Raw genomic sequence first — 25,849 nt, forward strand, 5'->3', positions numbered from 1 at the left:
CCTCTTTTTGGTTGCAAGTCTTTGTCTGAAAGCCTAATACGTTTTATATTGGAAATCCATTCACAGTCTTTGACTTTTATGAAATTCTGCTTGTTCTTCCTTTTTCTTTTAAGACAGCCCTCCTAACGAATCATTAACTAACTACCCAGTTAGTCGAATTTAGAAAAAATATACAATTAAGTTATCAAATGAGCTGCAAGATGCGTCTTTTTAAATGATTGATAAAACTTTTCACGTAATTCTTCTTCACTAATGTTGTAGAACCTCTCCCATTCGTCCTTATATAATGCATAACTAAATAAGGGCATTAAGCCCGTAAAAAATTCTGTTATCAACAATTCCTGTTTATCGACTGGAAAACTAAGCCCTTTGGCTTCATATGCTTTGCGAATATTCTCCATCTCTGAATCAATAATTAAATTTCCAACCTTCATAACAATTGAAATATTTGATGCAGATTTCGTGGACTCTGCAATGGCAACTTTAATGATTTTTCTTTTTTCTATTATGAAATTCATGTATTTATTAAATAGATCTCTGTAACTATCTTCTTGCCCGATATCAGAAGATCTTTCTACACTTTTAATCAAGATTTTTTTTACATCTTCAACCAGAGAGGTAAAAAGTGTATCCAATATTTCATCTTTGCTTTTAAAATAATAATATATAAGAGCCTTGTTCACACATGCCTTTTTTGCAATATCGTCCACTCTGGCTCCATCAAAACCCACTTCGGAGAAGATTTCTTCAGCTACCAAAAGTATTTTAGTCCTTTTTTCTACAGCGTCTCTTTTATTCTTAACATCTCCTTTACTTCGCATGTAACTAACTACTTAGTTAATTACATATATAATTTCTGTTTGCACTTTGCACTGAACTATTATGGAAGAGATCAGCGAGAGGGTAGATTTAGGATTTCTCAATAAAATGAAAAAGATCCTGTCAAAAACAAAATTTTATTTCCTTGATTTTATCTGTAAATTTTCCCTCTGACCACCATCAATTCCTCAAATGAAACCTTTTTTCTCCGAACAACATCGACCTCGAATCCCAATCTCTCCATCCTTTCCTTCACTGCTTCAGGCCCGGTAATTGAAGAAATCAGCACCAGAATTTTTCCTCCTGGTTTCAGGTAGTTTCTGACCTCGTCCAAAAACCGGTCAAGGGTTTCCCGCCCGCTGGCTCCGCCGTCAAAAGCATAATTTAGCCAGCCTGGGACTTTCTCTTCTTCGGAAGTGGGGAGGTAGGGCGGGTTGAAGAGGATGAGGTCAAAGGAAGTTTTCGAACTTCCCGGTTTCAGACCCCCTGAAAAGGTCGGTGCGGATTACCTCAATCCCGTTTGCTTTTGCACAGAGAGCGACATGCGGGTTGATCTCGATTGCAAGCACGCGGATGTCCTTAACATTTGCCCTGAGCACGGCTGAGACGAAAACCGAGCCTACCCCGATTTCAAGGATACGCATGCCCGGCTATGCCTCTTCAAGGGCTGTGTCCGCAAGCAGGAAGGAGTCTTCCGCAGGCTCGTAGACAAGGTCTGAGGCTCCGAGTTTGATCCGGGTATTTTTGTATTCTATTTGTATCCCCTTCAAATTGAGTGGACGTGTGTGTCTTTTAACTCAATGAGCTTTTCTCTCTAATTAGTTGAACCAGAGATGGCATTTCTAATTTATTGCTCACTCTGTCACATATATATTTATATGCACTTACGCTCAGTTTCTTTGCTGTCTGAACAATCGTCATGAATGTATCGTTTGCCTTTGTTCCTTCATCTGTTATTGTTTGAAGGCTCACATCTCATTTTCTTACCTTTGCTCTTGCCGCCAGTTCCGCTGCATTATTATGCAACGGAACCTCCGGTAAAAGCAGTACCTTCAATAAATGTTCCTTATTCTCTTTTGTCTTACCGATTCTTTCATCCAGCTGTTCATATCCTGTTATAGTCGAAAACAATTGGTCAAACTTAGTTGATAATTGCTCCACTACCCCTGAATCTGGTTTTATTCTAAACTCAGATAGTTCCCCATAAAATTCCCAGTACCTTTCCAGAAAAGCTTCCAGCTTTTCTTTATAATATGGTACTATTGGTCTCAATTTCTTGTAGTTTCTACCTCATGAATCCATCACAGAGCATGATGAGATGCGATCTGCTTGAATTGACGTGCATCATCACTCAGAAGTGTGATAACCACAGGTATGTCTGCACTTTGATGATATGCCGCAATCGCACAGGCTTCAAGAACTTTTTCTTAGTAGTTTTATATCTATTAAGCGAGAAAACACAATCCAGTTTTCGATGCATTTCTTCGTCACTGAATATTTGGTTTTTAAAAGAAGAGAGCTTTTCCATACAGATTTGGGAAACATTAAATGTTTTCATCAGATCAAATGCTTCATCAATAAAGCAGTACGTTTTTTTCCACATAAAAGTACATCTAATACATTTTCTCGGTTCTTATTGAGAACTGTAAAATAAGCAGCATAATAAGGATTGCAAAGAATCTGAGTATATTGATTGACACCGTTGACTCTTACGCCTGTATCATCGATCTGCCGATAAGACGTAGCCTTTAGACCTTCCTGAAAAAGTTCAGCTTTTTCCTGATGGAAGATATCAATATCTTTTGTCAAAATTCGAGAAATGGTTGCTCTGGATATCTGCACGCCAATATTTTCCAGAAATTCATGTATTTTGGGCTCTGAAACATTAGCAACATGTTTAAGGGCGATTATCCTAGACTTGATTCCGGGACCAAATTTGCCTTTGATACCATATGGCAATTCTCCTGAATATATTCTGTGCCCAGAGGGAGAATAAAAAATCTCGAGCCTGTAGTTTGTGTTCACAGGCTTTATGGATAAATCCTGAATTATTACGTCTCTGTAGCCTTTAGGATACGCATCACTGGGTAAAACAGATCTATCAACTGTACATGTTTCAGTTCGATGAGCTTCTATTTTGTCCAGTTTAGATCTAGGTTCTTTGTCCTATGGAAGTTTTCTATTCCGTCTCTCTTTCTCGGAAGAAATATCTTCATTCTTTTTAGAGCCACGAATCTTAGAGGCTGTCTTAAAATTCAAATCATTTCTACATTTGGATAGTACGCATTGTTGATCTTAAGGTCACTCAGTAAATTAATTATATCTAACATATTAGCTCGATGCATAATATCAAATGCATTAGACATCATGGTTAAAATTTAAACTTTAGACATTTAACGGTTCAATTCTACCGTTTTTTAGTCCAAATATATGAGTCCTATCCCAATTGTATAATCAAATTGAATTTTAAGACACGCTCTTAGGTTTGGTTTGTTCACCTTTGAGTAAATTGATTTCATCGATTAATGAGGCATAGTTAAATAAACTCACTATTTAGTGCATACTTCATTTCCAGTTTATCTCTTTTACAGGGCGAAGTTGTTTAGTAGATTTTAAGATTCTCCCTCACACGAAAAAGCCCATTTTGCCCGCGAATTATGCGTTTTTCCTGAAAAAAATCCTGTTTTGAGAAAACTGAATACAGGCGAACTAACAAAAGATTTAAATATAATGAATGCTAACTACATGTTAGTAACTGAGTAATACTAACAGTCCCACAGTAACCATAACATACTAACTGTGAGGTTAAACTCAGTTATCTGCCCAAAAAACCTGCGAACAGACTGAAGGTGAACCTGTATCACCTTTAAAAACGGATTTATTCCTCCACTGAGAAGAGGATGTGAGCCTGAAACTCTCATCTGTCTTGCCTGCAAGACCTAGAAAAGCAAACAAAAATCTCCACTCTCAAACCTCCATCCCCTGGCAGGGGTTTCCACATCTTTCAGGCAGGCCTCCTGAGGAAAAAGAAAAGGCACTGTTCCGCACCTCCAGAACTACTTACAGATCAGGTTAAAGATCATCTAAGGAGAAAGATCATCTAAGGAGAAATTAGTACATGAAATTCCCAATTAAGAGACCATCCCGCGACGTGTGCAACTGGGACCCGTTTGATGAGATCAGAGGAATGCAGGAATACATGGAACAGATGATGAGAACATTCCCTGCACTGGAAAGCAGATATGCAGGCGGGACCTTTGCCCCATTAACCGATGTCGCGGAAGAAGACAACAAAGTAATTGTTACAACCGACCTGCCGGGCATCAACAGAGAAAATATCGAACTGAGCCTGAAGGACAACTTCCTTGTAATCAGCGCGTCCAAAGGAAAAGAAGAGGAAAACGAAAAGGAAGGCTATCTCAGAAAAGAGAGGTCTTTCATGCGCTACTACCGTGAGATTCCTCTTCCGAAAGGCGTAACCGAAGAAGGGGCAACCGCCCAGCTCAAAAACGGCGTCTTAACTGTCACCATGCCAAAAACAGAGGCATTAACCGAAAAAAGAATCCCGATCGAGTGATCGGGGCACTATCATAGCCAGATTCACTGCTAAGAGAACGGCTGCTTTAATCACCACATAACGATGAGAACAATAAAACCAACAAAACCGATAAAACCTACACCGTTAGAACCTATAAAACCGCAAAAACCAGATTTGCCGACAGGACCTGCAGGTTATCAAGCCTGCAGGCAAACCTTCGTGGCCAACCCATTAAATTTAAGTCCAGAATTGTATTCAAGTCCATTCCACTAAACTGCGAATCAGCTAACAAAAGCAAAATCCACTAAAAAACGCCTCTGCCATAAAAACATTTTTCCTCCACCCATTTTTTCCTCCACCTGTTTTTCTATCAATTTCCCCACTAACTTTTTTCATTAACATTTTTCATTAACGTTTTTCGTTAACGTTTTTCCATAAACTATTCTATTTTTTGACATAATCCTGGAAAAACCCGAAAAAAGTAGCGTTTTTGTAATTTATTGTGAGTCTGAAAAGTGGAACCCAGGAATTGGTATTGAGAAGAGGTACCTGGAAAAAGGATCAGGAAAGCAAGGTACAGGCTTGCAAAACTTCAAGCCCCGGAAAAAAGAAACTTCAGGTTTTTTCCAGACCGTTCTTCCTCCGGAACCTGGACATCTTCCGGGTCAGATTACTTTCTCTGGCTCCTCTACTTTTTTGATAACCACAAAGCCCGCAAGGAGCATCAGCAGGGCGCAGGCGTAAAAGGGTGTTACAAAGGTCATATAGCCTGCAAGGAAACCTCCGAAGATAGGCCCGAAAGCCATTCCTGCTGCCTGTGCCGTTGTTATTATGCTGAGCCTTGAGCTCAGGGATGAACCGTCCGAAAGATCAGCTGCAAGCGCCATTGCAGGCGTGTCTATAGCAGCTACGAGAAGTCCCTGAAAAGCCCGGAAAATGATAAGCTGGCCTACGCTTGCGATGTAGCCCATCCCGACAACCAGCGGGGCACTCAGGAAAAGGCCTCCAACAATTAATTTCTTCCTGCCTATCCGGTCCGAGAGGCTGCCGAGAGGCGCCTGGAAAAGCAGCCTTGCAAAAATGTAGGCTGAAACCGCAACTCCCAGGGAAAGTTCGGAAGCTTCAAGCCTTACCTCATATTCGGGAAGAAGGGCAACTACCATCATTATCCCGACCATCATCATCAGCATGGCGCCTGCAAGGGAATAAACCGAAGCATAGCTTTTTTTACCGCTTATTTTTCTGGAAACCGGTTCAGGAGAACCGCGGGTTTCTTTAACGAAAAAGGTCACAAGCCCCAGGCTTACCACTCCGAGCAGGGCGCAAAAATAAAATCCGGCATCAAAACCCCAGTATCTGGCTATTGCTCCCCCTACAACAGGCCCGAGCCCGAAGCCAACTCCTCTGATGGTCGTATATACTCCCACGGCTTTTCCCCGGGTCTCGGAAGTCGAGATGTGCGTAACCATGGCGATAACCGCAGGTATGGTTGCCCCTACCGTAATCCCCTGCAGCAGCCGGATAAAAAGCAGTTGCTCATAGCTTGTTACCTGCGAATAAAGGAAAGAAAAGAAGGTATACCCTATCAACCCGAAGAGGATGAAAGGTCTCCTGCGGTCAAGCCTGTCCGAAAGCCTGCCCATAAGAGGCTGAGTAAGGGCGCTGAAAAGCCCGAAAACCGTAATTACAAGCCCCGCTCTGGTAACAAGGGGAAGTCCGGAAAAAAAAGATGCCCCGAGGTCGGAGATATATAAAGGAATCAAAGCAACCAGCATCCCCGAACCCAGATCTTCGCAGAACCTGGAAAAGGAGAGGACATAGAGCTCATGATTAATATTGCCGAAAAATTCCGGAAACACATTTTTCTGCAGGTTACAGGTGTTCATGTTTCTTGCTCAACTCAACTTAAAAGTGAGTATTATCCAAAAAATAACAAATATCTTACACTATAAAACAATGTTGAAATCGTCTTGCTCAAACGTAATAAAGGAAAGATGAAACGAAGAAAAGACGGAAGGGAAAAAGATGAAATGAATGAAAAAATGAATGAAAAAATGAGAGGAAGCATGTGAAACGAGGAAAAGATGAAAATAAGTGGAAAATAAAGGGAAATGACCAGACCTTAAAAAGTTTCATAAATTGAGATGCTCAGAAACCTCAAAACTTTTCTTCTATGACTTCCCCTTCGGGTTCCTTTTCCTTGAAGATCTGCCCTTCGAAACAGTAGACCTCTGCTCCTTTGGCCCAGGCGTCCGGAGAAAGGCCGGCTTTCATACACGTATGGCCCAGGAAATCTATGGAATCCATTTCATTCTCAGGAGCGACCTGAGGGAGCAGCAGCCCCTGACAGTAGCCCTGTTTTACGATGAGCCCGTGTTTGCCGATCTCTACCTTGTCCGGAAGTTCTTTCGGAGGGGCGTTGATCTTTTCAGGTTGAGTCAGGATTGTAACCTCGACAATCAGGCTTTCCAGCTCTTCTCCCCCGACCGGAGGAAAACGCGGGTCGCGCACTGCCGCAGAGATTGCGGAGTCAATGATAGCCTGCTCAAGCGTAGAGTCAGGATAAGGATGCCCTATACAGCCCCTTAACATTCCTTTTTCCGTTAATGTGACAAAAACTCCCCTGTTTTCTCCGAAAACCGGCGGAAGATCTGTACCTGCATCCCGGGGTCCGGGAACCCTGCCTCCCAGTAGAAGCGTTTCAATGGTTTTTCTTGCAAGCTTGACTGCAACCCTGCCTTCTGTTTCTGTAAGCATGCTTGAACCAACACCTGTAAACTGCGTATAACTTGTTAATTATGCCTTGAAGTTTATATGGCTTGAAGCCTGTAAATGCCAGCCCGGGAATATCATCACAGGTTAGATGTGATTGGATACGAAAGCTGGTATAACAGTATGTTTATTGGAGCTGGTTAAAGTACATTTCTGGCATTGTCCGGATTCCTGCAGAAAATGCCAGGTAAAAATCTTTTCTGACTGCCGGAACTTGCAGGAAATAAATTTTTAAAGCTTTTTAGCTTCCTGATATTTTATGTAGGCAGCTTTCAGAGACTCGACTCCCGGCAGCTTTTCTCCTGCAAGATAATCAATACAGGCTCCCCCACCTGTGCTGATATGCGAGAAGCGGTGTTCAAGGCCTAGATGTGCAACCTCAACTGAGATGTGACCGCCGCCAATGATCGAGAAATCGGATTTAATGGCAGCTTTTATAATTTCGTGGGTCCCGAGGGCAAAATCTTCAATCTCGGAAACTCCTGCAGGACCGTTTAAGACAACGGTTTTGGAGTTCTGGATTTCATTTGTATAGTCCACAATAGTTTCGAGCCCAATATCATTAATAGGCAGAGAATCGGAGTTTAGCTCGGAGATATGAACTTCAACGCGTTCCCTGTTATCGTTTAAGGCTACGTCTTTTGGAAGGCCGATCCTGTCTTTAAACTTCGCAAGCAAGCCTCTTGCTTTTTCAATCTGGTTTTCGTAACCCTGAGATTTGATGAAATCCATGTTGACTTTCCCGATGTTTACTCCCGAAGCAGCAAGAGCAACATTTGCAACCACACCTGTAAGCAGCACCCTGTCAGCCCCGCCACTTGTAAGGACGTTTTCGGTCACTCTCAGAGAATCGTCTACCTTTGCCCCACCCAGCACGAAAATGCTTGGCCTTTCTCCTCCTTTTACTCCCCGATCCAGAGAAACAAGCTCTTTTTCCATTACCCTACCCGCGCCTGACGGAAGGACCTCGGTAAAGCCTACAACCGAGAGATGAGACCTGTGAGCTACTGCAAAGGCGTCGTTCAGGAAAATATCAACAAAAGGTGCCAGTTTTTTAACCATATAGGTATTAGCCTGCTCTGCAGGTGTTCTTTCAAGGCTTTCTTCCGAATAAAACCGGACGTTTTCGAGCATGATTACGTCCCCGTCCTCCATAGAGGCTATATGGGTTTTTGCAAATGTCCCGAAAATGTCATCCACATAAGTAACTTGCTTGCCCAGATATCTTGACAGCAGGTGGGCATGAGGTTTCATAGTAGTGAAATCTTTTTTCCCGGGCCTGCTCTGGTGAGCAAGCAGAACGACTTTTGCGCTCTCAAGGTCTTTCAAGGTCGCAATATGGCTTTTAATCCTCATATCGTCCAGAATGTGGCCCTGTGTGTCCATAGGAGAGTTCATGTCGACCCTTAAAAGAATCGTCTTTCCGCGTATGTCAAAGTCATCGATCGTAAGAAAGTTTCTGGAAGTCATTACCCTCAGCACACCTTTGTAAACGAGATTTTATATATATCAGAGAATAAAGTCTAAAAAATAAAATATTTGAGAATCTTATTCTTTCAGTATTGGTTATCTTTGTCATGGAATTTTTTACATAAATAAGTTTGTTCCCATTTGAGTCTCAAGAGATGGATTACCGATTTTATAAGGAAAGAAGGAAGAAAAAGGCAGTCAATGCCGGGGAAAAAGCAGTTAACATCGGATAAAAAATAATACTGATTGGATACAGTTTTCAGGTAAAAGCTGTATTCTCAGGAGTACTGTAAAAAGTAATCTCAGGATTACTTCCCAAAAACAAGGAAAATGAAGGAGCTAGAAATTGTGGCAGCCGAGGAAGAAAACTGCGGAAATTTTGAAGAGAGGGTTCAGAAACTGGTGGAAGCCGGGTATGAGACCGTCGCAAGGGAAGCAATAGCCTGTACACGATGTCCTCTCCATAAAAGTGCGACTAAAAGAGTTATAGGAAAAGGGTCCTGCAACCCTAAAGTAATGTTCATAGGCGAAGCTCCCGGAAAAACCGAAGATGAAACAGGAATACCTTTCAACGGAAGGGCAGGGAAAAAGCTGGACAAAATGGTTGAGTACATGGGGCTCTCAGAAGAAGACTGGTTCGTAGCAAACACCGTCAAATGCCGCCCTCCGGAAAACAGAAGGCCAAAAGCAAGTGAAATAGAATGCTGCAAACCTTTCCTTATTGCCCAGATAACCCTGCTTGACCCCGAAATTATAATTCTCCTCGGCAACACAGCTGAAAAGGCATATTGTCCGGAAAGAAAACTGGAACGGGGAGTCCCTGTAGAATACGAAGGAAGAATGATCCTGAAACTCTACCACCCTGCAGCGCTAATTTATACGGCTTCAAAAATAGATGTTCAGAAGGCTTTCATAGATAAAAACAGGGATCTATGGCAGTAAAAAAAGAAGAAACTGATAAAGAGGGCAGTAAAATCAGGCAAAGGAGAATTTGAGAGAGGAAGGTAATAGAAGAAGTAGGAAGAGAAAAGGGAAAAGGGAAAAAGGAAAGGGAAAAGGGAAAAAGGAAAGGGAAAAGGGAAAAAGGAAAGTTGAAGGGGAAAGAGGGGGAAGCTGGAAGAAAATATAAAAGGAAGGCATTGTTCATAAAATATAAATAAAACGATCCCGCAATTATTATTCGAATTTGTTTTATACTATTATATAGCAGCCTGGGGGTACGAATATAGCAATGGTGAAGATGTCACCGGACATATTTTCATGTTCGGACGACGAGGGGAATCTGGACATTGAAATCGATATGTTTGGGGTAAAGAAAGAAAATATCGAACTGAAAATGGTCGAAGAAGGCTTTTTTGTAAGAGCAAAAAGGGAAGAAACCGGGGTAGAGTATGTTGGAACTTATGCATTCTGCTGCGCGGTCGTTCCTGAAAAAGCTGTTGCAAAATACGTTGATGGAAAACTCTATGTGAAAGTGCCTTACAGGGAAAGTACAGAGACCGTAGATGTTAAAATCCAGTAAAAACCCTGTATGGAACCTGATTAACGAAGCTGGAAATTATCAATCAGCACCAATTTTTAGAGCAATTATTAGCAGCAATTAGCTCAGGAATTCAACTTTCTAATTTGTAAGATCCAGATAAAATGGAGGAAGTATGCATCCGGTAATCGACTATCACAAATGTAACGGCGCTCTCGCCTGCTATGAGGTCTGCCCTGCAGAAGTTTTTGACATTAACGAGATCGATAATGTAAAAAAAGCCGTGGTAACTAACCCTGAAAATTGCATAGAGTGCGAGCAGTGTGTGGAAGCCTGTCCTGCAGAAGCTATCGAGCTTGTTGAAAGCTGAATTCTAAGACCATTATTGTGATAAGATAAAGCAGAGGAATCAATCAACCGGTTAAAAAGTGAAGGAATAAAACAACTAAACAACCGGTTAAAAAAGGAAGAAGTAAAACAGCGGTTAAAGCCTGAATTTCAGAAAGAAACCAAAATTCCAGAAGTAAATATTCCAGAAATAAATTAAACTAAATAAATTGGAACTCCGGGAGAGATGGAAAATGCACCCCAAAATTGACTACAATAAATGTGTTGGCTCACTTGAATGCTACGATGTATGTCCTGTGGAATTGTTTGACGCTGAAGAGACAGAAGAAGGAAAAAGGGCAGTTGTGGCACGTCCTGAGGACTGCATCGAATGCGAACAGTGCGTAGATGCCTGTCCGACCGATGCGATAGAGCTTGTAGAGGATTGAAAAGGTTTGGGGAGGTAAGACCGAAAGAGATAAGACTGCAATTATGAATCAAGACTATAATTATGAAGCAAGACCGTAATTATGACGCAAGACCGTAATTATGAAGCATGTGTCAATCCCTGTCATGGGCCTCCTTGATAGGGAAAAGCACGGCATAGCGGGTATAGGCTGGGAAAGTTTTCTGATCATCGTGCTCTATGTCGGAGGATACACAATCATCTTTTTTTCCTGACTCCTCGGAAAGGGTAACCGCCTGTCCGGAAAGATTTGTCCGGCAGTTTTCCAGAAGTTTTTCCAGAACATCCAGAACAAAAGGATCTTTATCCCTGTTTTCCCGGGGCACCAGCAAAACCGGCTGCTCCGCAGGAGCATAGATTTTGACTTCACGGCCTTTGCAACTCCATTTTACCTTTCTGACCTTTATCAATCCAACCTTTTTCAACACCTCAAGGTTGTAGGTCAGTGTATTCAAGCGGAGCCCAAGCTCTGAGGCAAGTTCGCTTGCAGACATCTGTTTTTTCTGAAGCTGTTTAAGGATCTGCATAGGGAGGGGCCTTGAAAGAGTCCTTGCAAGCAGGGACACCTCCGCCGGGATAGACAGGACAGGCACGGGGATTAAATCCTCAGTTCTCTCCAAACCTGTCAACCTCCTTTTCAGTTCCCGAAAGTAAAGAACCCAAAAACATTACAGTTACCTCATTCTTATCTCTTCTCTTATTCCTTTTTTATTCCGAGCTTCTATTTTCTTTCCTGCCCGGAACTTTTATTTTCCTTTTTCCGGAGATTTCGTTTTTCCTTTTTCCGGAGATTTCGTTTTTCCTTTTTCCGGAGATTTCGTTTTTCCTTTTTCCGGAGATTTTATTTTCTTATCAGGCCAGAAATTCTATTTCCCTTATTAGTCCGGAGTTTCAAACCCTCCTGATTCTCAGGACTCTGAACCCTTGAGCCTTTACAATCAAATGCCCATTTGTTTTTCTGAAAACTGAATGACAATTTGTATTCAGTATGATCAGTTTTTACTTGAGTTTCATTGTGAAAGATTTCCAAAAATTCCAGTACCAAGAAGTAGGCGGTTCTGTACTTGTGTTGGTGAATTTATCCGATTCGTTTTCAGAAGAAGGAGATGAAGAAAAACCAGCGGTTGAAGTATCATCAGTAACTGAAGTTTCATCAGTAACTGAAGCACTTCCGAAAACAAGACTTCCCAGGTTAGATGCATCTGTTCCATTGATGATTTGATTTAGTGTAAACTCCCCGAATTCATCTCCGACATTGAGAGTTCTGGCATTTGCATAATCGGCAAGCCAAATTCCATCAATCCAGACGATCCTTTTTTCTGACCCCACGAATAAATTTTTGACATGGACTTTCATGACAACAATATTGTTTTCACCCTGAACATCGTCAAGAGCAACAGTCCATGTCCTGTTGTCATCAGTATCCATTGAGACATTTTTATCGGCGATATATTGACCGTCCCTGGTAAGTTCAAGCCAGGCTTTCTCACTGTCAATATCAATCTCCCTGACCTCGAGAGCATAACCCTGACCGAGGTCGAGGATTTCACCGGCTTCGAGGACTTGCGTTTCATTGCTGTCAAGAATCAAACCGGTAAGCTTGTTAACATGCGAATCCCAGATATTTCCATCAGTGGGGAACAGCGGAACATATTCCGCTCCAAATAAGTTGATTACCGGATACTGTTCATCAGACCAGCTATCGCACTCATAACCGGCAGCGGTAACATTACAGGTAAGGGCAGGTTCCATATTGTTTTCGAAAACAAGACTTCCCAGGTTAGGTGCGCCTGTTCCGTTGATGATTTCCTTTAGTGTAAATTCCCCGAATTCGTCTCCGACATTGAGGGTTCTGGCATTTGCATAGTTAATAAGCCATATACCATCAATCCTGACGATGCAATTTTCTGCACCCACGAATATGTTGCTGACATAGACTTTCATGACAACAATATCGTTTTCACCCTGAACGTTGTCAAGAATAACATTCCACGTCATGTTGTTATCAGTTTCAATCGAGATACTCTGGTCAGCTACATATTGCCCGTCTCTGGTTAATTCAAGCCATACATCCATATAGTCAATACTGATTTTCTTGACTTCGAGAGCATAGCCTTCACCAAGATATATTTTTTCTCCTTGTCCAAGTGTATGTGTTTCATTGCTGTCAAGCATCAAACGGGCAAGCTTGTTAACATGAACAGCACAGATATTTCCATTAGTTGTGAACAGCGGAACGTATTCTTCTCCACATAAATCGATTATCGGATACTGTTCATCAGACCAGCTATCGCACTCATAACCGGTAATGGTAACATTACAAATAGTGCTTCCATCGCTAACATTGTCTGCTGCACTTACAGTGCCTGCTGCAGCTGCAACAAAGACAGCAAGAGCAGCCAGTAAAACTGCTGTATGTTTCTTCATTTTGTTCTTTTCTCCTTATTTTTTACGAAGTGATTGAATATATTATGGGGTCTGCAAAAATCTAGAATCGCTTCCGCTAACCGTTGGTTGTTACCCATAAAGACCCGGAAAACATCAAGGTCTTTTATCAGAACCCCAAACGTTTGAAATTATTGCTAGATCTAAAAACATAAAGTGGGAAAAAATTCTTACCTGTTTCTTTATGAAATGGATCAGGAAGTTGAGGAGGAATTCTCCTCCCCTCCTCCCTCAAGTTTTGCGAGTGCCTCCTCCGCAGAAGTTCTGACGTATCCGTATTCTTCCATATCCACGCTGATCCGGCGCAAACCTTCAATAGCTTCGGGACCACCAAGTTCTCCAAGGGCCCGGACTTCCGCAACCCGAACTTCACTTTCCCTTTCGGTCTCCAGAGCTTTGAGGAGAGGGGAAACAGCTCTTCTATCTCCAAGTTTTCCAAGTCCCTCCGCAGCAAACCGCCTTATCTTGTAATACTCATCCCCCAGCAGTAAAATCAGGGGCTCGACTGCCCCCGGATCACCAATATCCACGAGGGACCTCACGACTTCTCTCTTTACATACCAGTCTGCAAGTTTAACGGAGCCAGCTTCTCTAACATCTTCATCCGAAGCTGCAGAAGCCCCTGAGAAGTCCGAAGTTTCAAGATGGAGAAGTTCTACAAGAGAAGCCACGGCTTCTTCACCTCCTGAATTGCCCAGAGCCCGGATTGCAGCCATCCTCACATCCTCTTCCGGGTCTCCGAGAGCCTTGATAAGAGGCTGCTCTGTTAGAGAAGCTTCCTCACGGCCGAAACGCCCCAGGGCGAAAACAGCTGCCCTGCGAACTTCCTTGTCCCTATCATCCAGCATGCCAACAATGGGAAGTACAAGGTCTGGGTCCTGAATCCCTATAAGGGCATAGTTAGAATCCGGGTTCTGAGTCCCTATAAGGGCATAAATACTGTTAACACGGACCGTTGGGTCTCTGCTGTCCAGTAATTTGAGAAGTTTTTCAACGGTTTCCTCATCCCCTGACTCTCCTACAGCATCTGCCGCATATTCCCCGAGTTCTTCGTCACTAAAAAGCTCGATAAGAGGATCAACGGCCTTCGGGTCTCCAATAGCTCGAAGAGCAGATATGGAGCTCCTGCGTACTTCTTTATTATCTTGATCCAGAAACTCTAGAAGGGGGTCAACAGCTTCAGGAGCTTTCAATTGCTCAAGGGCAAAAATGGAACTGATTACTACCCTGTCGTCGTCGTCTTTGAGAAGCTCGATAAGTGGAGCCACGGCTTCTGCTGCTCCCAGGTTTCCGAGTGCTTCAGTCGAATTAATACGAACTTCCGGCTCAGGGTCCTCAAGAGTCTTTATAAGAGCTTTTGAAGCTCTGGGTTCTCCTATCCTCCCAAGGGAATAAGCGGCAAGGCTGCGAACCTGAGGATCCTCGTCTTTCAAAGCCTTTATCAGAGAATCAACCGAAGGCTCCCCTATATCGATAAGGGCATAAGCCGAAGCATAACCTACATCCAGGTCTTCATTCCCGAGGTTCCGGACCAGTTTATCCACCCTGGCCTCGAGAGGGTCCTTGCCAAGACAACCGGCACAGATTCCGGAGAACAAAAGCAAGAGAAGAAAAATTTTTGCATACCTGAAACCGAAAAGTTCACATCGCTTTACCATATGCATCACCTTCTCTCCTCTCCCGGAGGAAGTAACAACTCAGCAGAAGTCGATCCATTCTGCCACGTCGAACTCACATTAATCAAGAAACGATCCCCGCTCTTTCCAACAACAACATTCTTGACAGGCATATAGGATTCTCCCGAGGGATTTCCATGTGCTATTTCCACAACTGCGTAGGGATAATCCGGCCAGGTCCAGAGAGGAGTCTTGGTATACTCCCCCACATCATAAAGTTCAGAAGATGCAAACACCAGCTCTCCGGTCCTTTCGTCTGTCACTGTCAGGTTCACGGGTATGTCTTCTGCAGAACCTGATCCTTTGTTAATAAGGTAGCCGTAGATTCTGTAAACATCAGAAGTATTCCTGCTCTCGATTTTCCTGCTCTCGATTTCATATTCCAGCTTCAGGGAGAGATTTTCAGGAATTTCAGGAGTAGGGATCTCTACAAGATAGGTACCTTCATCAAGAATCCTACCATCTCCAAGAACTTTCACCTTTACCGGGTATTCGCCTGGAAGTACATACCCAATCCATACGCTGACCGAATTATTTCCAGGAAGGAGGTGGATCGGCGTCTCATGAGATACAAAGTTGACATCCCACGGGTCTTCGGAATCAGAGGGAATGAGCAATCCAGAATTGGGGTGAGCCACTCCGTCACTGCCCACATACGTATTCTCGGCTTCAATCCATACGTCCACAGGCATTGAACCATTATTCTGGAGCACTATATCCAGCTGTCCCGACTCATGAACTCCAATGGGAGATGCGTTCATTTCTGCAATATGCACGTCAGTCCCTGTCCCGTAATACCAGAAAATTCCCAATAACAGTATAAGAAAGGCAGCTGAAAGCGTAATCAGAACATTTTTCTTCATTTCATCTCCCCCTTCATTCCACCATCCCCTACAAGTCCTTCAGCTATCGAAATACAGTTAGTAAGTCCATACTTCTTCTTGTCTATTATGCCTCTCCGTTCCAGATTCATAAGGACGCGGGAGACCTTAGCCTTGGAAAAATCAAGGGAATTGACCAGTTCATTCTGGAGAATTCGCCCTCCTCTGTTCACAATCAATTCTATGGCTTTCCTTTCATCTCCCTCAAGGGCCTTTAAAAGAACATCCGTAGGATCAATATCCGGCCCAGAGGGCAAAGCCCCCTCTGAGGGAAAAGCATCCCCCGAGGGAGTATTGTAAGGAAAGACTTCGATATTCTCCTCAAAAGCGGATTCTACTGTAGCATTGACATTTGTTAACTCTCCTGCGGGCCCCTGTAAAGGATAAAATGACCCTGAAACCCCCAGAGACAGTAAAACCTGGGTCAGAGCCAGACCACCGAAAAAACCGGAAAAAAAGAGAATATACGCTTCTTTTACCGTGTACACATATGGTATATCTATAACCTTGAATGCGTCCCCATCAAGCTGGATCACCACTGGAGTGTCTTCAAGCAGAAGATCAATGGCGACAATGCTTGACAGGAGCAGGATACCCACAGCCAGCACGAATCTTTTTCGTTCCTGGATCGTACTACCACCTCATTAACTACCTCCAGTATGTACGAAACAAATGTTATAATTTTAGTTTAACCTGACCCCGAGACGTCTCAGAATTCCGAGACCACCGGTGGAAGATAGCGAAAAATATTTTGGGCTGGTATATTGAAAAATAAGAGGATTTATCTCTGGTGAGATGAAAAATAAGCCAAGACAATGAATAAATCGAGCACGTAAATAGGCAGGCAAATGGGTCTAGCAAATAAACAGACATATTAAGGGTAGGTTAAGAAAAACATAGGAAGAAAAAAGACCAGTCATGATAAAGGTAATCAACCATATCATTTATTCTTCAAGATATCAGTTTTTCGTCAGAGTATCAGTTTTTCTTCAAAGTAAGTCGCATATCAACTGCAAAAGCTCCCTTTCCCTCTTCCAGAACCATCATGGGATTGATCTCAAATTCCTCAATTTCCGGAAAATCGCAGACAAGCTTTGAAACTCTTAAAATGGCATCAACCAGGGAAGTAATATCCAAAGGCTTTTCCCCCCTGGCTCCGGCAAGGAGAGGGTAGGTTTTGATTCCTGTGACCATCCCCCTTGCTTCTTCTTCGCCCACGGGGGCAATTGCAAACTGCACATCCTTGAGGATCTCGACATAAACCCCCCCAAGCCCGAACATCAACATGGGCCCAAAGGTTGGATCGCGGACCATCCCGATAATTGCTTCTTTTCCGCCTGAGAGCATTTGCTGCAGCTGGACACCTTCAAGAACCGCATCAGGCTTTTTTTCAGGGATGTTTTCCATCATTTCACGATAGGCAACCCGCACCTCATCTCCGTGTTTCAAGGAGAGCCTGATCCCTCCGACATCCGATTTGTGGGAAATCTGCGGAGAGACGACCTTCATCACCAGGGGGTAGCCTATTTCTTCTGCAGCTCTGAAGGCTTCCTCCTCGGTTTTTGCAAAAGCGGTCTGTACTGCAGGAATGCCGTAAGCTTTCAAGATGTCAAAAGATTCAAGGCCCAGCGTGCGCCGCTCAGCCTCTCGTGCAGCCCTGAGAATTTCAGCCGCTGCTTCCCTATTTACCCCTAACTCAGGAGAGATAAGATCAAGCGGTTTCATAATCATATAATATAGTCAGGACAGTTATTTACCTCACTATTCTTACCTTACTACCTCACTATTCTTACCTTACTACCTCTCTATTCTTACCTTACTACCTCTCTATTCTTACCTTACTACCTCTCTGTTCTTACCTTACTACCTCTCTATTCTTACCTTACTTATTCCTGTCCCGACTGATCTCCGGGTGATAAGGAAAGACAGGGTACACCCTTCTTTCTCCCCTTTGCGACCTCTGCAGCATTGGCAATAATCTCTATCTGATATCCTTTTTTGGATAGATTTTCAATCTGCTCGTCTGAAAGCAGCCCGTGAATCTCAAACAGACAATCATCAAGCTGCTTTGCAGTTTTGCTAAAGACGTCAAGATCATGCAACCGCTGAAGATCACGCAGCAGATCCCACGTGCTGGCATGAATCCTGACAATATAATAGCCCATATGACTCAGTCCTTCACCCAACGATGTTTATTTGGGAGTAAAGCGCTCGAAACTGCTAGTTAAGGGCAAGTTAGCGAGACAAAACCCGTCACATTGCGGGTTTCTTTCTGGCCCGGTTTTTTATGCATCCTCGACAGAATATTGACAGAATATCATAACCCTGATCATACCCCGACCATAACACCCTTACCAGCCTGTACATCCGCACTGCTGCTCACGGCCCAGCAAAGTTCGCCCATCGCAGCGCAGACATCTTTGATGATATTGTTCATCTCACTAAAGGGTGGAACAAACTCCTGACCGAATTCTATTGTGTAGGTGTATACCTTCCTGTTCAACCCGTTCACGATATGGCGACTAAATACATAATCATCTGATGTCGCTGATGTAGGATAAAGCCCGACAGCCTGCTGGACGGTGTAGATCTTACCGCGGACGGCTGCCAGTGCCCCGTTCATGCGGTGAGCCAGGTTTACAGCCTTGTCCCGGTCCGGGGGGGATATGAACTCTCCGTAACGCGTATCGTTGGGAATCCCACGCTTTCCGTCATATACAGGATTCAGGAAGTTTTGTTCAGGATAGGTAGTCTGGTTATCGTCATCTCCCCAGCTGTACAGGATAAGTTCGCTGTAACTATGTATATCCACAAAGTAACCAATATTCTTGTATGTGTCGAACAAATAGCGCACATTGCGTGTCTCTGGCTCAGAAAATGCACCTTCCCCTTTATACGTGGAACTGGCCGGACTGGAAGAAGTCCCAATCCCACTGTCCCACAGGAAATCGAAATTCCTGTTTAAGTCTACACCCGGCGTGGAAGGACTGACAGCGGTGTTCGGATTTCGGTTCTTGCGCCACCATACATCCTGGGTCTGGCTATAGTTCTTACCGTCCGGGTTCACATCAGGGAACACAAACAGATCAATGTTTTCAAGAATCGTGTGAACCTGATCTGCAGTGAAACTCTTTCCTCCGTAGGTTATCCCGTTGTTGGCACGGTAAGCATTGATAAGATTGACAAGGAAAGTTATACAGATATCCGAACCTCCCCACTCTCTTGCGTGCATACTGCCTGTGAACAATACGCCAACCCGATTCGTATTTGTCCCGGCGCGAACACGGACAGCATGAGAGGTCCGATTCTCCCAGCTCTGATGCGGAAGTTCGATGAGGGTCACGAGATCTGGATGCAGGGCCTTGAGGTTGATAAGAGCAGATTCAACCTCATCCGCAGTCATGTAACCCAGTACGGCACGCTCTTCAAACCTGGAGACCCCAGGCGCTCCAGCAAAGCGATTAACTTGTGACACATCCTGTACTCTTTCCACAGCGACTTTTGAGAGATCGGAAATGACCTCCACTTTATAGCCTGCCGACTCAACCAGTTTAATCTGTTCATCCGTCAGGACCCCCGGAACCATTAAACGGTCAGTCTCCAACTTTTGTGCAGCGCGATACTTTAAATCAAGATCTAATCTCTCCAGCGCCCTTAACTCTTCAAGGGTTCTGGCGATTATCCGGACCGAATAGCTTGTCATTTTAAATACCTCCCTTTGTCGTGGCGCTGTCGGCGAGCAGAAGACACATAGTCATTTACATCATTTTCGCTACGGAACAACTGCCCGTTTGCCAGCACCTCCACGGCACGTCAAACATGCTCCTCATCAGGAAAAACAGGTTCACTACGGACTGAAGTCGGCGACAAGCCGGTATTTTAAGTTCCTTTCGACAACATCAAAAATATAGCCTATTTTCAAGAAGGCTTTTTCTGGAACCCGACAGATACCCGGGAGAAATTCCGATTTACACCAGGCACGAATAAGCCAATTCAAACAGCAAGCGATAACGCGGACGAAGTACCCAAAAACTGTCCGTACGGTTCCTGGAAGAATCGACCCAACGTGTCCTGTACCATATCCTGTACGAGATTAGTTGTAATTTCCATGCCAGGATTCCCATCACTATCGGATACCATAATGATTGGTTCTTCGATTCCGACCTGTACCCTTAACCTGTACTTTAACCTGCATCACCTAACCTGCATCACCTAACCTGTATCCCCGAAATAGATATGTTGATTTTTATATAAATATACTTGTTATCGTATCAACAATCCAAATAATCAACAATTGGAAAATTTATCCTTGGTTAAGAATTTATTTTTCCTCACCATTTTTTGAACCTGATCCCTATTTTCAGATCACAGAGATACAGAAAAAACCAGAAATATGGTTTAATATTTGAAAAAATTACACCGAATTGTGTAAAAGGTGATAAAAATAATTTAACTAAAATAAAATACAAAGTAGAATATAGGCAAAATAAAAGTATATTTAAAACTCAGCTGTAGAAATAGAAATGGAAATAGAAATGGAAATAGAAATGGAAATAGAAATGGAAATAGAAATGGAAATAGAAATGGAAATAGAAATGGAAATAGAAATAGAAATAGAAAAGGAAAAGGAAAAGGAAAAGGAAAAGGAAAAGGAAAAATATCCTTTACCTTCAGATTGATACTGATCTGCGCAGCTTTACTTCGGTCTCACAGATTTCCTTTGTGTCCCTTGCAATGGTTAGTTCTTCGTTGGTCGGGATAACAAGGACTCTTACTTTTGCATCAGGAGTGCTGATATCGATTTCCTGACCTCTGATCTTGTTCTTTTCTTCGTCGATCTCTATGCCGAGACCGTCAAGGCCGGAGAGGATTCTCTTCCTGATACTTGCACTGTTTTCTCCAATGCCTGCTGTAAAGACTACCGCATCCGCACCATTGAGTACGGCTGAATACTCACCTATGACCTTCTTAATCTTGTATGCAAAGATTTCAAGGGCGAGTTCGGCTCTCTGGTTGCCTTTGGAAGCTGCTTCATCGAGGTCCCTGAAGTCGTTGCTGAGCCCGGAGACTCCAAGCACGCCTGACTTCTTGTTCATGAGGGTATCGATTTCTCGGGTCGTAAGGCCTTCCTTTTCCATAACGAAGGGGACTACTGCAGGGTCAATCGAACCGCACCTGGTACCCATTGCAACTCCTTCGAGCGGGGTAAAGCCCATTGTTGTCTCAACGGATTTTCCGCCGTTAACAGCCGTAATGCTTGAGCCGTTTCCTAGGTGGCAGGTGATGACTTTGACTTCTTCTTCGGGTTTTCCGAGCATAGCGGCAGCCCTTCTGGCAACGTAAAAGTGAGAAGTGCCGTGGAAACCGTATTTTCTGATCCCGTACTTTTCGTACAGTGTGTACGGCAGAGCATACATGTAGGCATAGGCCGGGATTGTCTGGTGGAATGCTGTGTCAAAAACAGCAACCATCGGGACGCCTGGCATGATCTCCTGACAGGCAGTAATTCCCATCATGTTTGGAGGATTGTGGAGAGGAGCCAGTTCAAAGCAGTCCTTGATTGCCTGTTCTACGCCTTCATCGATCAAAGCCGAGGAAGTGAACTTTTCTCCACCGTGCACAACTCTGTGCCCGACTGCATTGATTTCGTCCATGCTTTTGATGACACCGAGCTCGGAGTCCGTAAGAGCCTTGACGACTTCCTCAAGGGCAACCTTGTGGTTAGGAAGGTCGGTCTGCTTTTCCAGTTTCTTGCCGTCAGACCTCTTCTGGGTAATGATCGAGTTGTCGATGCCTATCCTCTCACAGAGCCCTATTGCAAGAGGGGACTCGTTTGTCATATCAATTAATTGATATTTGAGAGAAGAACTCCCTGCGTTTATAACCAGTACTTTCATTTGTAAACCCCAGTTCAATCCATTGTTTTCCAATCACATTTAGAGTTTCGGATAGAATAATACTATGTATGAAAGTTAATAAAACGCTTCCGAAACGTTTTCGATTATTTGTCCTGGGCTGCGGCCTGGACACAGGTAATCGCAACAGCACCGACAATATCTTCGTCACTGCATCCTCTGGACAGGTCGTTAATCGGCTTTGCAAGTCCCTGGGTGATAGGACCATATGCTTCAGCCTTGGCAAGCCTCTGGGCGATCTTGTATGCGATGTTTCCAGCGTTCAGATCGGGGAAGATAAAGACATTGGCTTTACCTGCGACAGGGCTTCCGGGAGCCTTTGAAGCTGCAACTTTGGGGACAACTGCTGCATCAACCTGCAGTTCACCGTCGATTGCAACGTCAGGAGCAAGTTCCTGTGCAAGCTTTGTGGCAGCGACTGTTGCCTCGGTCAGTTTGCTGTGTGCACTTCCTTTGGTGGAATAGGAAAGCATTGCAACATACGGAGTGTCCTGAACCAGCAGTTCGAAGGTCTTTGCAGAAATAACTGCAATGTTTGCAACATCCTCTACACTTGGAATTTCAACCATACCCGAGTCGGCAAAGAGGAAGGTCCCATCTGATCCGTATTCACAGTCAGGTACGGCAATGATGAAGAAAGCGGATGCAAGTGCTGCGCCTGGAGCAGTCTTAACTATCTGGACAGCAGGTCTCAGGGTGTCTGAAGAAGAGTGAGCAGCTCCTGATACTACTCCGTCTACTTCTCCGAGTTTTGCCATCATAACGGCGAAGTAAACGTAATCGCTCATAACTTCAGCTGCAGTTTCGGGGGTTATACCTTTGTGCTTTCTCAGCTCATAGAAAGTGTTAATGTATTCGTCTTTTTTCTCATAGGTTTTCGGATTTACAATTTTTGCTTTTGAGAGATCAAGATCTCCTGCGAGCGCCTTAATGTCGGCTTCATCACCGACAAGGACAACGTTTGCAATACCTCTTTCAAGGATCTTGGCAGCTGCCTGGAGGGTCCTTATATCTTCAGTTTCAGGTAAAGCGATTGTCTTGTTGAGTTTCTTTGCTCTTTCACTGATCTTCTCTAAAAATGTTACCAATCAACCAACCTCCTATATAATTAGAGTAATTTAAGTTAGCTGGGTCTTGATATATAAATTTACGTAAAAAGCATAGTGAAATATATAAAAATAAAAAATATATATTTCGAACACTCAATATATATTATTTCGGATATTAATTCCCAAAATATATAAATATTTGAGATAAGTTTTACGCCAAAGGTGTAAGAATTTAAAACAATTGTTATGAATATAAATGACAAATTGATATAAAAGAATTCCGGAATGATAAGAATGAAAATATTAGGGATATCAGGCAGCCCGAGGAGGGGTCAGAACTGTGAGAAAATGGTTGGAGTTGTTCTCGAGCTTGCAAAAGAAAGGGGGTTTGAAGCCGATACCGTTTTTCTCTCAAACAAGGATATTAGCCCCTGCAAAGCTTGTGGAGCCTGCAGAGAAAAGGATTTCTGTGTGATTGACGACGATATGGAAGAAGTTTATGAAAAGATGAGGGCAGCCGACGGCATAATTGTTGCAGCCCCCGTATATATGGGAAATTACCCTGCCCAGCTTAAAGCTCTTTTTGACAGGAGTGTCCTGCTTCGCCGCAAAGACTTTGCACTCAAAAATAAAGTTGGAGCAGCTCTTTCAGTCGGAGGTTCAAGAAACGGAGGCCAGGAAAAGACCATTCAGTCCATCCACGATTGGATGCACATTCACGGAATGATTGTGGTCGGGGACAACGCCCACTTCGGCGGAATTGTCTGGAACCCTGCAGAGGAAGATGCCGTAGGAATGCAGACAGTTTCCGAAACTGCAAAAAAACTCTGTGATGTGCTGGAACTTATCTGGAAAAATAGATAAATAACAAATTATATAAATTAAATAAGTCAAAATATAATAAAAGAAAAAATATGATTTTCAGAGAAAGAGCCTGGTCCAATAAACAGATTTATATATTTTTAAAAGATACATTTAAATAAATGCTCGAAATCTTCTGGGGCAGAAAAAGAATTTCAGGAAAATAAAATTCAGAACCCTGAAGATTTGTTTTTGCAAAAAGAGTTTCAAGCACAAAAAATTCCCTCGAGGCGCGAACATTTGGAAGTTGATCCAGAGTCCAGATTCAGATTCCACAGCATAAGAGAATACCCAAGGCTAACGGAGTACATCACCCGATTTGATACCGAAGCTACAAGGGTCAACTCAATTGCAATTTTAATCGGACTCCTGACAGGCCTCGTAATAGGAATTTATGACCGCACCCTCCAGTACAGCAATGCTCTTTTCGGGATGCAGCAGGGATCCTCTTTACACGAGTTCCCACACTATTATGTAATATTGATGCCTGCCCTCGGAGGGCTGCTGGTGGGATTAATCTCCCACTTCCTTATAAAAAAGAGATATGGCGTTGAAGGGCTTATAGAAACCGTAACCCTCCGCGGAGCAAGAATTAAGCTCAGGGATTCTTTTTTGGAAGTCTTTGCTTCGATAATCACTATCAGCTCGGGAGGCGCCCTAGGTAAGGAAGCTCCGGGAGTCCTTGCCGGAGCCGGGACAGGTGCTCTTGTGGGGAGGATCCTGAAGAGCCCTGAAAGGCAGCTCCAGACTCTTCTCGGCTGCGGGGCTGCCGGAGGGATTGCAGCCGCATTCAACGCTCCACTTGCAGGGGTAGTTTTCGTAGTAGAAGTGATTTACGGGGAACTTGAAACAAAGACTTTTATTCCGATAGTAATCTCCTCGGTCTTTGCAACCCTGGTCTCAAGTACACTTTTCGGGATAAAACCTATCCAGATCTCCCCCTACCAGCTGATCAGCCCCTACAAGGAACTCGGGCTCTACCTTATCCTCGGCCTCCTTGCAGGGCTTGTCTCGATAATGCTGATCCGGACACTCTACTACACAAAAGACATCTTTTCGGAAATCCCCCTCCATCCGGTTTTCAAACCTGCTCTTGGAGGGCTTGCAGTAGGGGTAATCGGCCTCTTTTACCCCAGAGTCCTGGGAATGGGCTATAATGTAATAATGGATGCCCTGAACAACGAGTTTACCTTCCAGCTCCTGCTTATCCTGCTCTTCCTCAAGATCCTTGCCTTTTCCCTGAGCCTGGGCTCGGGAGGTTCGGGAGGAACGATTGTCCCCTCCCTTTTCGCTGGTGCGATGTTAGGAGGAGCTTTCGGGACAGCCGCAAACGTACTGTTCCCGGGGACGATAGCAGAATCGGGAGCCTATGCAATGGTCGGGATGGGTGCAGTCTTTGCCGGGACTGCCCGGGCTCCTCTTACCGCTATCCTGATTCTTTTTGAGATTACCAGGGACTACAGTCTTATCCTCCCCCTCATGTTTGCCTGCGTGCTGAGCAACGTAATGTCCAATGCCATTTATTCCGAGTCCATTTTTACGGAAGGGCTACGCAGGAGAGGGTTCAAAATAAGGAAAGGAAGGGAAGTCGATATCATGGTATCCATGCTTGTAAAAGATGCCATGGTCACACATGTCCAGACCGTCTCCGAAGAAAAGAACGTGGGGACCCTCATCGCCCTCATGCAGGCAAGCCGCCACGCAGGTTTTCCGGTCCTTGATTCCAGAGGCAAGCTTTCAGGGATAGTGACACTCTCGGACCTCCGGAGCAAAGTAAAGTACGGAGAAGTCGATAAAAAGATAGGGGATATAGCCACTCACGATGTGGAAATCGCCTATCCAGACGAAACTCTTGAAGCCGTCCTAAAACGCCTTGGCTCAAAGCAAATAGGCAGGCTCCCTGTCGTGGACCGCATGGATAAAACCAAACTCCTCGGCCTCATCACCCGGAGTGATATTGTGAATTCGTATAATAAGAAAGTCGTGGAAAAAGTCCGGGACACCGACTGAAAACAACAGCCTGTAAAAGCCCGGGCAAAAAACGTTTCGGTTATATCTCTTCAAGGTACTTCCTTTTCCCCCGACGTAGTAGCTTTTTTGTAGGACGCTGTTTATAATTGTAAAGGGAATAGGATACGGAGTAGGCCAAA

Annotated in this window: 24 protein-coding genes and 1 pseudogene; 8 read left to right on the forward strand and 17 right to left on the reverse strand. The window is 43.9% G+C overall.

Features of this window, described 5'->3' with window-relative positions:
- Nucleotides 1–176: 176 nt before the first annotated feature.
- From MA_RS18705 to MA_RS18720, 4 genes and pseudogenes are all read right to left on the reverse strand, one after another.
- Nucleotides 177–821 (reverse strand): TetR/AcrR family transcriptional regulator, encoded by a 645-nt coding sequence (locus tag MA_RS18705; RefSeq protein WP_011023497.1) that lies wholly within the window; start codon nucleotides 819–821, stop codon nucleotides 177–179.
- Nucleotides 822–970: 149 nt separating this feature from the next.
- A pseudogene (locus MA_RS29850) lies at nucleotides 971–1,580 on the reverse strand (HemK2/MTQ2 family protein methyltransferase).
- 214 nt (nucleotides 1,581–1,794) lie between these two features.
- Nucleotides 1,795–2,091, reverse strand: a complete 297-nt coding sequence (locus MA_RS18715) for a hypothetical protein (protein WP_083755953.1) — start codon at nucleotides 2,089–2,091, stop codon at nucleotides 1,795–1,797.
- A 285-nt stretch (nucleotides 2,092–2,376) separates the two neighbouring features.
- Nucleotides 2,377–2,844 (reverse strand): IS66 family transposase, encoded by a 468-nt coding sequence (locus MA_RS18720; protein WP_157860323.1) that lies wholly within the window; start codon nucleotides 2,842–2,844, stop codon nucleotides 2,377–2,379.
- 1,093 nt (nucleotides 2,845–3,937) lie between these two features.
- Between MA_RS18720 and MA_RS18725 the strand changes: the two genes are divergently transcribed.
- Nucleotides 3,938–4,396 carry an Hsp20/alpha crystallin family protein gene (locus tag MA_RS18725; RefSeq protein ID WP_011023498.1) on the forward strand — a complete coding sequence of 153 codons (459 nt, stop codon included), beginning with the start codon at nucleotides 3,938–3,940 and terminating at the stop codon, nucleotides 4,394–4,396.
- Nucleotides 4,397–5,022: 626 nt separating this feature from the next.
- Here the strand turns inward: MA_RS18725 and MA_RS18730 are convergent.
- From MA_RS18730 to MA_RS18740, 3 genes are all read right to left on the reverse strand, one after another.
- Nucleotides 5,023–6,243: an MFS transporter gene (locus MA_RS18730; RefSeq protein ID WP_011023499.1), complete on the reverse strand. Its 1,221-nt coding sequence runs from the start codon at nucleotides 6,241–6,243 to the stop codon at nucleotides 5,023–5,025.
- Nucleotides 6,244–6,514: 271 nt separating this feature from the next.
- Nucleotides 6,515–7,114: a TIGR00296 family protein gene (locus MA_RS18735; protein WP_011023500.1), complete on the reverse strand. Its 600-nt coding sequence runs from the start codon at nucleotides 7,112–7,114 to the stop codon at nucleotides 6,515–6,517.
- Nucleotides 7,115–7,360: 246 nt separating this feature from the next.
- On the reverse strand, nucleotides 7,361–8,611 hold the full coding sequence (locus MA_RS18740; protein ID WP_011023501.1) for a phosphoglycerate kinase: 1,251 nt from the start codon (nucleotides 8,609–8,611) through the stop codon (nucleotides 7,361–7,363).
- A 318-nt stretch (nucleotides 8,612–8,929) separates the two neighbouring features.
- Here MA_RS18740 and MA_RS18745 point away from each other — a divergent pair, with 318 nt between their 5' ends.
- The 4 genes from MA_RS18745 to MA_RS18760 all read left to right on the forward strand — a co-directional run bounded on the left by MA_RS18745 (nucleotide 8,930) and on the right by MA_RS18760 (nucleotide 10,855).
- Nucleotides 8,930–9,541 (forward strand): uracil-DNA glycosylase, encoded by a 612-nt coding sequence (locus tag MA_RS18745; RefSeq protein WP_011023502.1) that lies wholly within the window; start codon nucleotides 8,930–8,932, stop codon nucleotides 9,539–9,541.
- 283 nt (nucleotides 9,542–9,824) lie between these two features.
- Nucleotides 9,825–10,121: an Hsp20/alpha crystallin family protein gene (locus MA_RS18750; protein ID WP_083755954.1), complete on the forward strand. Its 297-nt coding sequence runs from the start codon at nucleotides 9,825–9,827 to the stop codon at nucleotides 10,119–10,121.
- Nucleotides 10,122–10,254: 133 nt separating this feature from the next.
- On the forward strand, nucleotides 10,255–10,449 hold the full coding sequence (locus MA_RS18755) for a 4Fe-4S dicluster domain-containing protein (RefSeq protein WP_011023504.1): 195 nt from the start codon (nucleotides 10,255–10,257) through the stop codon (nucleotides 10,447–10,449).
- 211 nt (nucleotides 10,450–10,660) lie between these two features.
- A complete protein-coding gene (locus tag MA_RS18760; protein ID WP_048065750.1) occupies nucleotides 10,661–10,855 on the forward strand; it encodes a 4Fe-4S dicluster domain-containing protein in 195 nt (64 codons plus the stop codon).
- Between the two features lie 112 nt (nucleotides 10,856–10,967).
- On the opposite strand, the gene MA_RS24790 is transcribed toward MA_RS18760, so the two are convergent.
- The 8 genes from MA_RS24790 to MA_RS18800 form a co-directional block, all read right to left on the reverse strand.
- Nucleotides 10,968–11,492 carry an ArsR/SmtB family transcription factor gene (locus tag MA_RS24790; RefSeq protein ID WP_052279205.1) on the reverse strand — a complete coding sequence of 175 codons (525 nt, stop codon included), beginning with the start codon at nucleotides 11,490–11,492 and terminating at the stop codon, nucleotides 10,968–10,970.
- A 379-nt stretch (nucleotides 11,493–11,871) separates the two neighbouring features.
- Entirely contained in the window at nucleotides 11,872–13,299 is a 1,428-nt protein-coding gene (locus tag MA_RS18770; RefSeq protein WP_011023507.1) for an S-layer protein domain-containing protein, read from the reverse strand.
- 212 nt (nucleotides 13,300–13,511) lie between these two features.
- Nucleotides 13,512–14,975: a HEAT repeat domain-containing protein gene (locus MA_RS18775; RefSeq protein WP_011023508.1), complete on the reverse strand. Its 1,464-nt coding sequence runs from the start codon at nucleotides 14,973–14,975 to the stop codon at nucleotides 13,512–13,514.
- Nucleotides 14,976–14,980: 5 nt separating this feature from the next.
- Nucleotides 14,981–15,856, reverse strand: coding sequence for a hypothetical protein (locus MA_RS18780; RefSeq protein WP_011023509.1), 876 nt, complete (start codon nucleotides 15,854–15,856; stop codon nucleotides 14,981–14,983).
- A complete protein-coding gene (locus tag MA_RS18785; RefSeq protein WP_011023510.1) occupies nucleotides 15,853–16,482 on the reverse strand; it encodes a helix-turn-helix transcriptional regulator in 630 nt (209 codons plus the stop codon). The genes MA_RS18780 and MA_RS18785 overlap by 4 nt, the downstream gene beginning before the upstream one ends.
- Nucleotides 16,483–16,852: 370 nt before the next feature.
- On the reverse strand, nucleotides 16,853–17,599 hold the full coding sequence (locus tag MA_RS18790) for an acetate--CoA ligase family protein (RefSeq protein ID WP_226990658.1): 747 nt from the start codon (nucleotides 17,597–17,599) through the stop codon (nucleotides 16,853–16,855).
- A 161-nt stretch (nucleotides 17,600–17,760) separates the two neighbouring features.
- Nucleotides 17,761–18,039 carry a hypothetical protein gene (locus tag MA_RS18795; RefSeq protein WP_048065751.1) on the reverse strand — a complete coding sequence of 93 codons (279 nt, stop codon included), beginning with the start codon at nucleotides 18,037–18,039 and terminating at the stop codon, nucleotides 17,761–17,763.
- A 164-nt stretch (nucleotides 18,040–18,203) separates the two neighbouring features.
- On the reverse strand, nucleotides 18,204–19,577 hold the full coding sequence (locus MA_RS18800; protein ID WP_011023513.1) for a M14 family metallopeptidase: 1,374 nt from the start codon (nucleotides 19,575–19,577) through the stop codon (nucleotides 18,204–18,206).
- Nucleotides 19,578–20,397: 820 nt separating this feature from the next.
- Here MA_RS18800 and MA_RS27460 point away from each other — a divergent pair.
- Complete coding sequence (locus MA_RS27460) at nucleotides 20,398–20,553, forward strand: hypothetical protein (RefSeq protein ID WP_157860324.1); 156 nt, start codon at nucleotides 20,398–20,400, stop codon at nucleotides 20,551–20,553.
- Here MA_RS27460 and MA_RS18805 read toward each other — a convergent pair.
- Complete coding sequence (locus MA_RS18805; RefSeq protein ID WP_011023514.1) at nucleotides 20,545–21,771, reverse strand: acetate kinase; 1,227 nt, start codon at nucleotides 21,769–21,771, stop codon at nucleotides 20,545–20,547. The two genes, MA_RS27460 and MA_RS18805, sit on opposite strands and share 9 nt — an antisense overlap.
- A gap of 104 nt (nucleotides 21,772–21,875) precedes the next feature.
- The gene (gene pta, locus MA_RS18810; protein ID WP_011023515.1) at nucleotides 21,876–22,877 is read right to left on the reverse strand and encodes a phosphate acetyltransferase; all 1,002 of its coding nucleotides are present in this window, start codon (nucleotides 22,875–22,877) and stop codon (nucleotides 21,876–21,878) included.
- A 255-nt stretch (nucleotides 22,878–23,132) separates the two neighbouring features.
- Between pta and MA_RS18815 the strand changes: the two genes are divergently transcribed.
- Both MA_RS18815 and MA_RS18820 read left to right on the forward strand, forming a co-directional pair.
- Nucleotides 23,133–23,702 (forward strand): flavodoxin family protein, encoded by a 570-nt coding sequence (locus MA_RS18815; RefSeq protein WP_011023516.1) that lies wholly within the window; start codon nucleotides 23,133–23,135, stop codon nucleotides 23,700–23,702.
- 237 nt (nucleotides 23,703–23,939) lie between these two features.
- Entirely contained in the window at nucleotides 23,940–25,709 is a 1,770-nt protein-coding gene (locus tag MA_RS18820) for a chloride channel protein (RefSeq protein ID WP_048065752.1), read from the forward strand.
- Nucleotides 25,710–25,849: the final 140 nt, after the last annotated feature.

The organism is Methanosarcina acetivorans C2A (assembly GCF_000007345.1).
GTDB lineage: Archaea > Halobacteriota > Methanosarcinia > Methanosarcinales > Methanosarcinaceae > Methanosarcina > Methanosarcina acetivorans.

Coding starts and splice junctions, on each gene's coding strand:
- MA_RS18730 (WP_011023499.1), bottom strand. CDS start 6,243: ATGAACACCTGTAACCTGCAGAAAAATGTGTTTCCGGAATTTTTCGGC.
- MA_RS18780 (WP_011023509.1), bottom strand. CDS start 15,856: ATGAAGAAAAATGTTCTGATTACGCTTTCAGCTGCCTTTCTTATACTG.
- MA_RS18705 (WP_011023497.1), bottom strand. CDS start 821: ATGCGAAGTAAAGGAGATGTTAAGAATAAAAGAGACGCTGTAGAAAAA.
- MA_RS18795 (WP_048065751.1), bottom strand. CDS start 18,039: ATGGGCTATTATATTGTCAGGATTCATGCCAGCACGTGGGATCTGCTG.
- MA_RS18815 (WP_011023516.1), top strand. CDS start 23,133: ATGAAAATATTAGGGATATCAGGCAGCCCGAGGAGGGGTCAGAACTGT.
- MA_RS18755 (WP_011023504.1), top strand. CDS start 10,255: ATGCATCCGGTAATCGACTATCACAAATGTAACGGCGCTCTCGCCTGC.
- MA_RS18745 (WP_011023502.1), top strand. CDS start 8,930: ATGAAGGAGCTAGAAATTGTGGCAGCCGAGGAAGAAAACTGCGGAAAT.
- MA_RS27460 (WP_157860324.1), top strand. CDS start 20,398: ATGGAAATAGAAATGGAAATAGAAATGGAAATAGAAATGGAAATAGAA.
- MA_RS18735 (WP_011023500.1), bottom strand. CDS start 7,114: ATGCTTACAGAAACAGAAGGCAGGGTTGCAGTCAAGCTTGCAAGAAAA.
- MA_RS18725 (WP_011023498.1), top strand. CDS start 3,938: ATGAAATTCCCAATTAAGAGACCATCCCGCGACGTGTGCAACTGGGAC.
- MA_RS18790 (WP_226990658.1), bottom strand. CDS start 17,599: ATGAAACCGCTTGATCTTATCTCTCCTGAGTTAGGGGTAAATAGGGAA.
- MA_RS18805 (WP_011023514.1), bottom strand. CDS start 21,771: ATGAAAGTACTGGTTATAAACGCAGGGAGTTCTTCTCTCAAATATCAA.
- MA_RS18800 (WP_011023513.1), bottom strand. CDS start 19,577: ATGACAAGCTATTCGGTCCGGATAATCGCCAGAACCCTTGAAGAGTTA.
- MA_RS18770 (WP_011023507.1), bottom strand. CDS start 13,299: ATGAAGAAACATACAGCAGTTTTACTGGCTGCTCTTGCTGTCTTTGTT.
- MA_RS18760 (WP_048065750.1), top strand. CDS start 10,661: ATGCACCCCAAAATTGACTACAATAAATGTGTTGGCTCACTTGAATGC.
- MA_RS18775 (WP_011023508.1), bottom strand. CDS start 14,975: ATGGTAAAGCGATGTGAACTTTTCGGTTTCAGGTATGCAAAAATTTTT.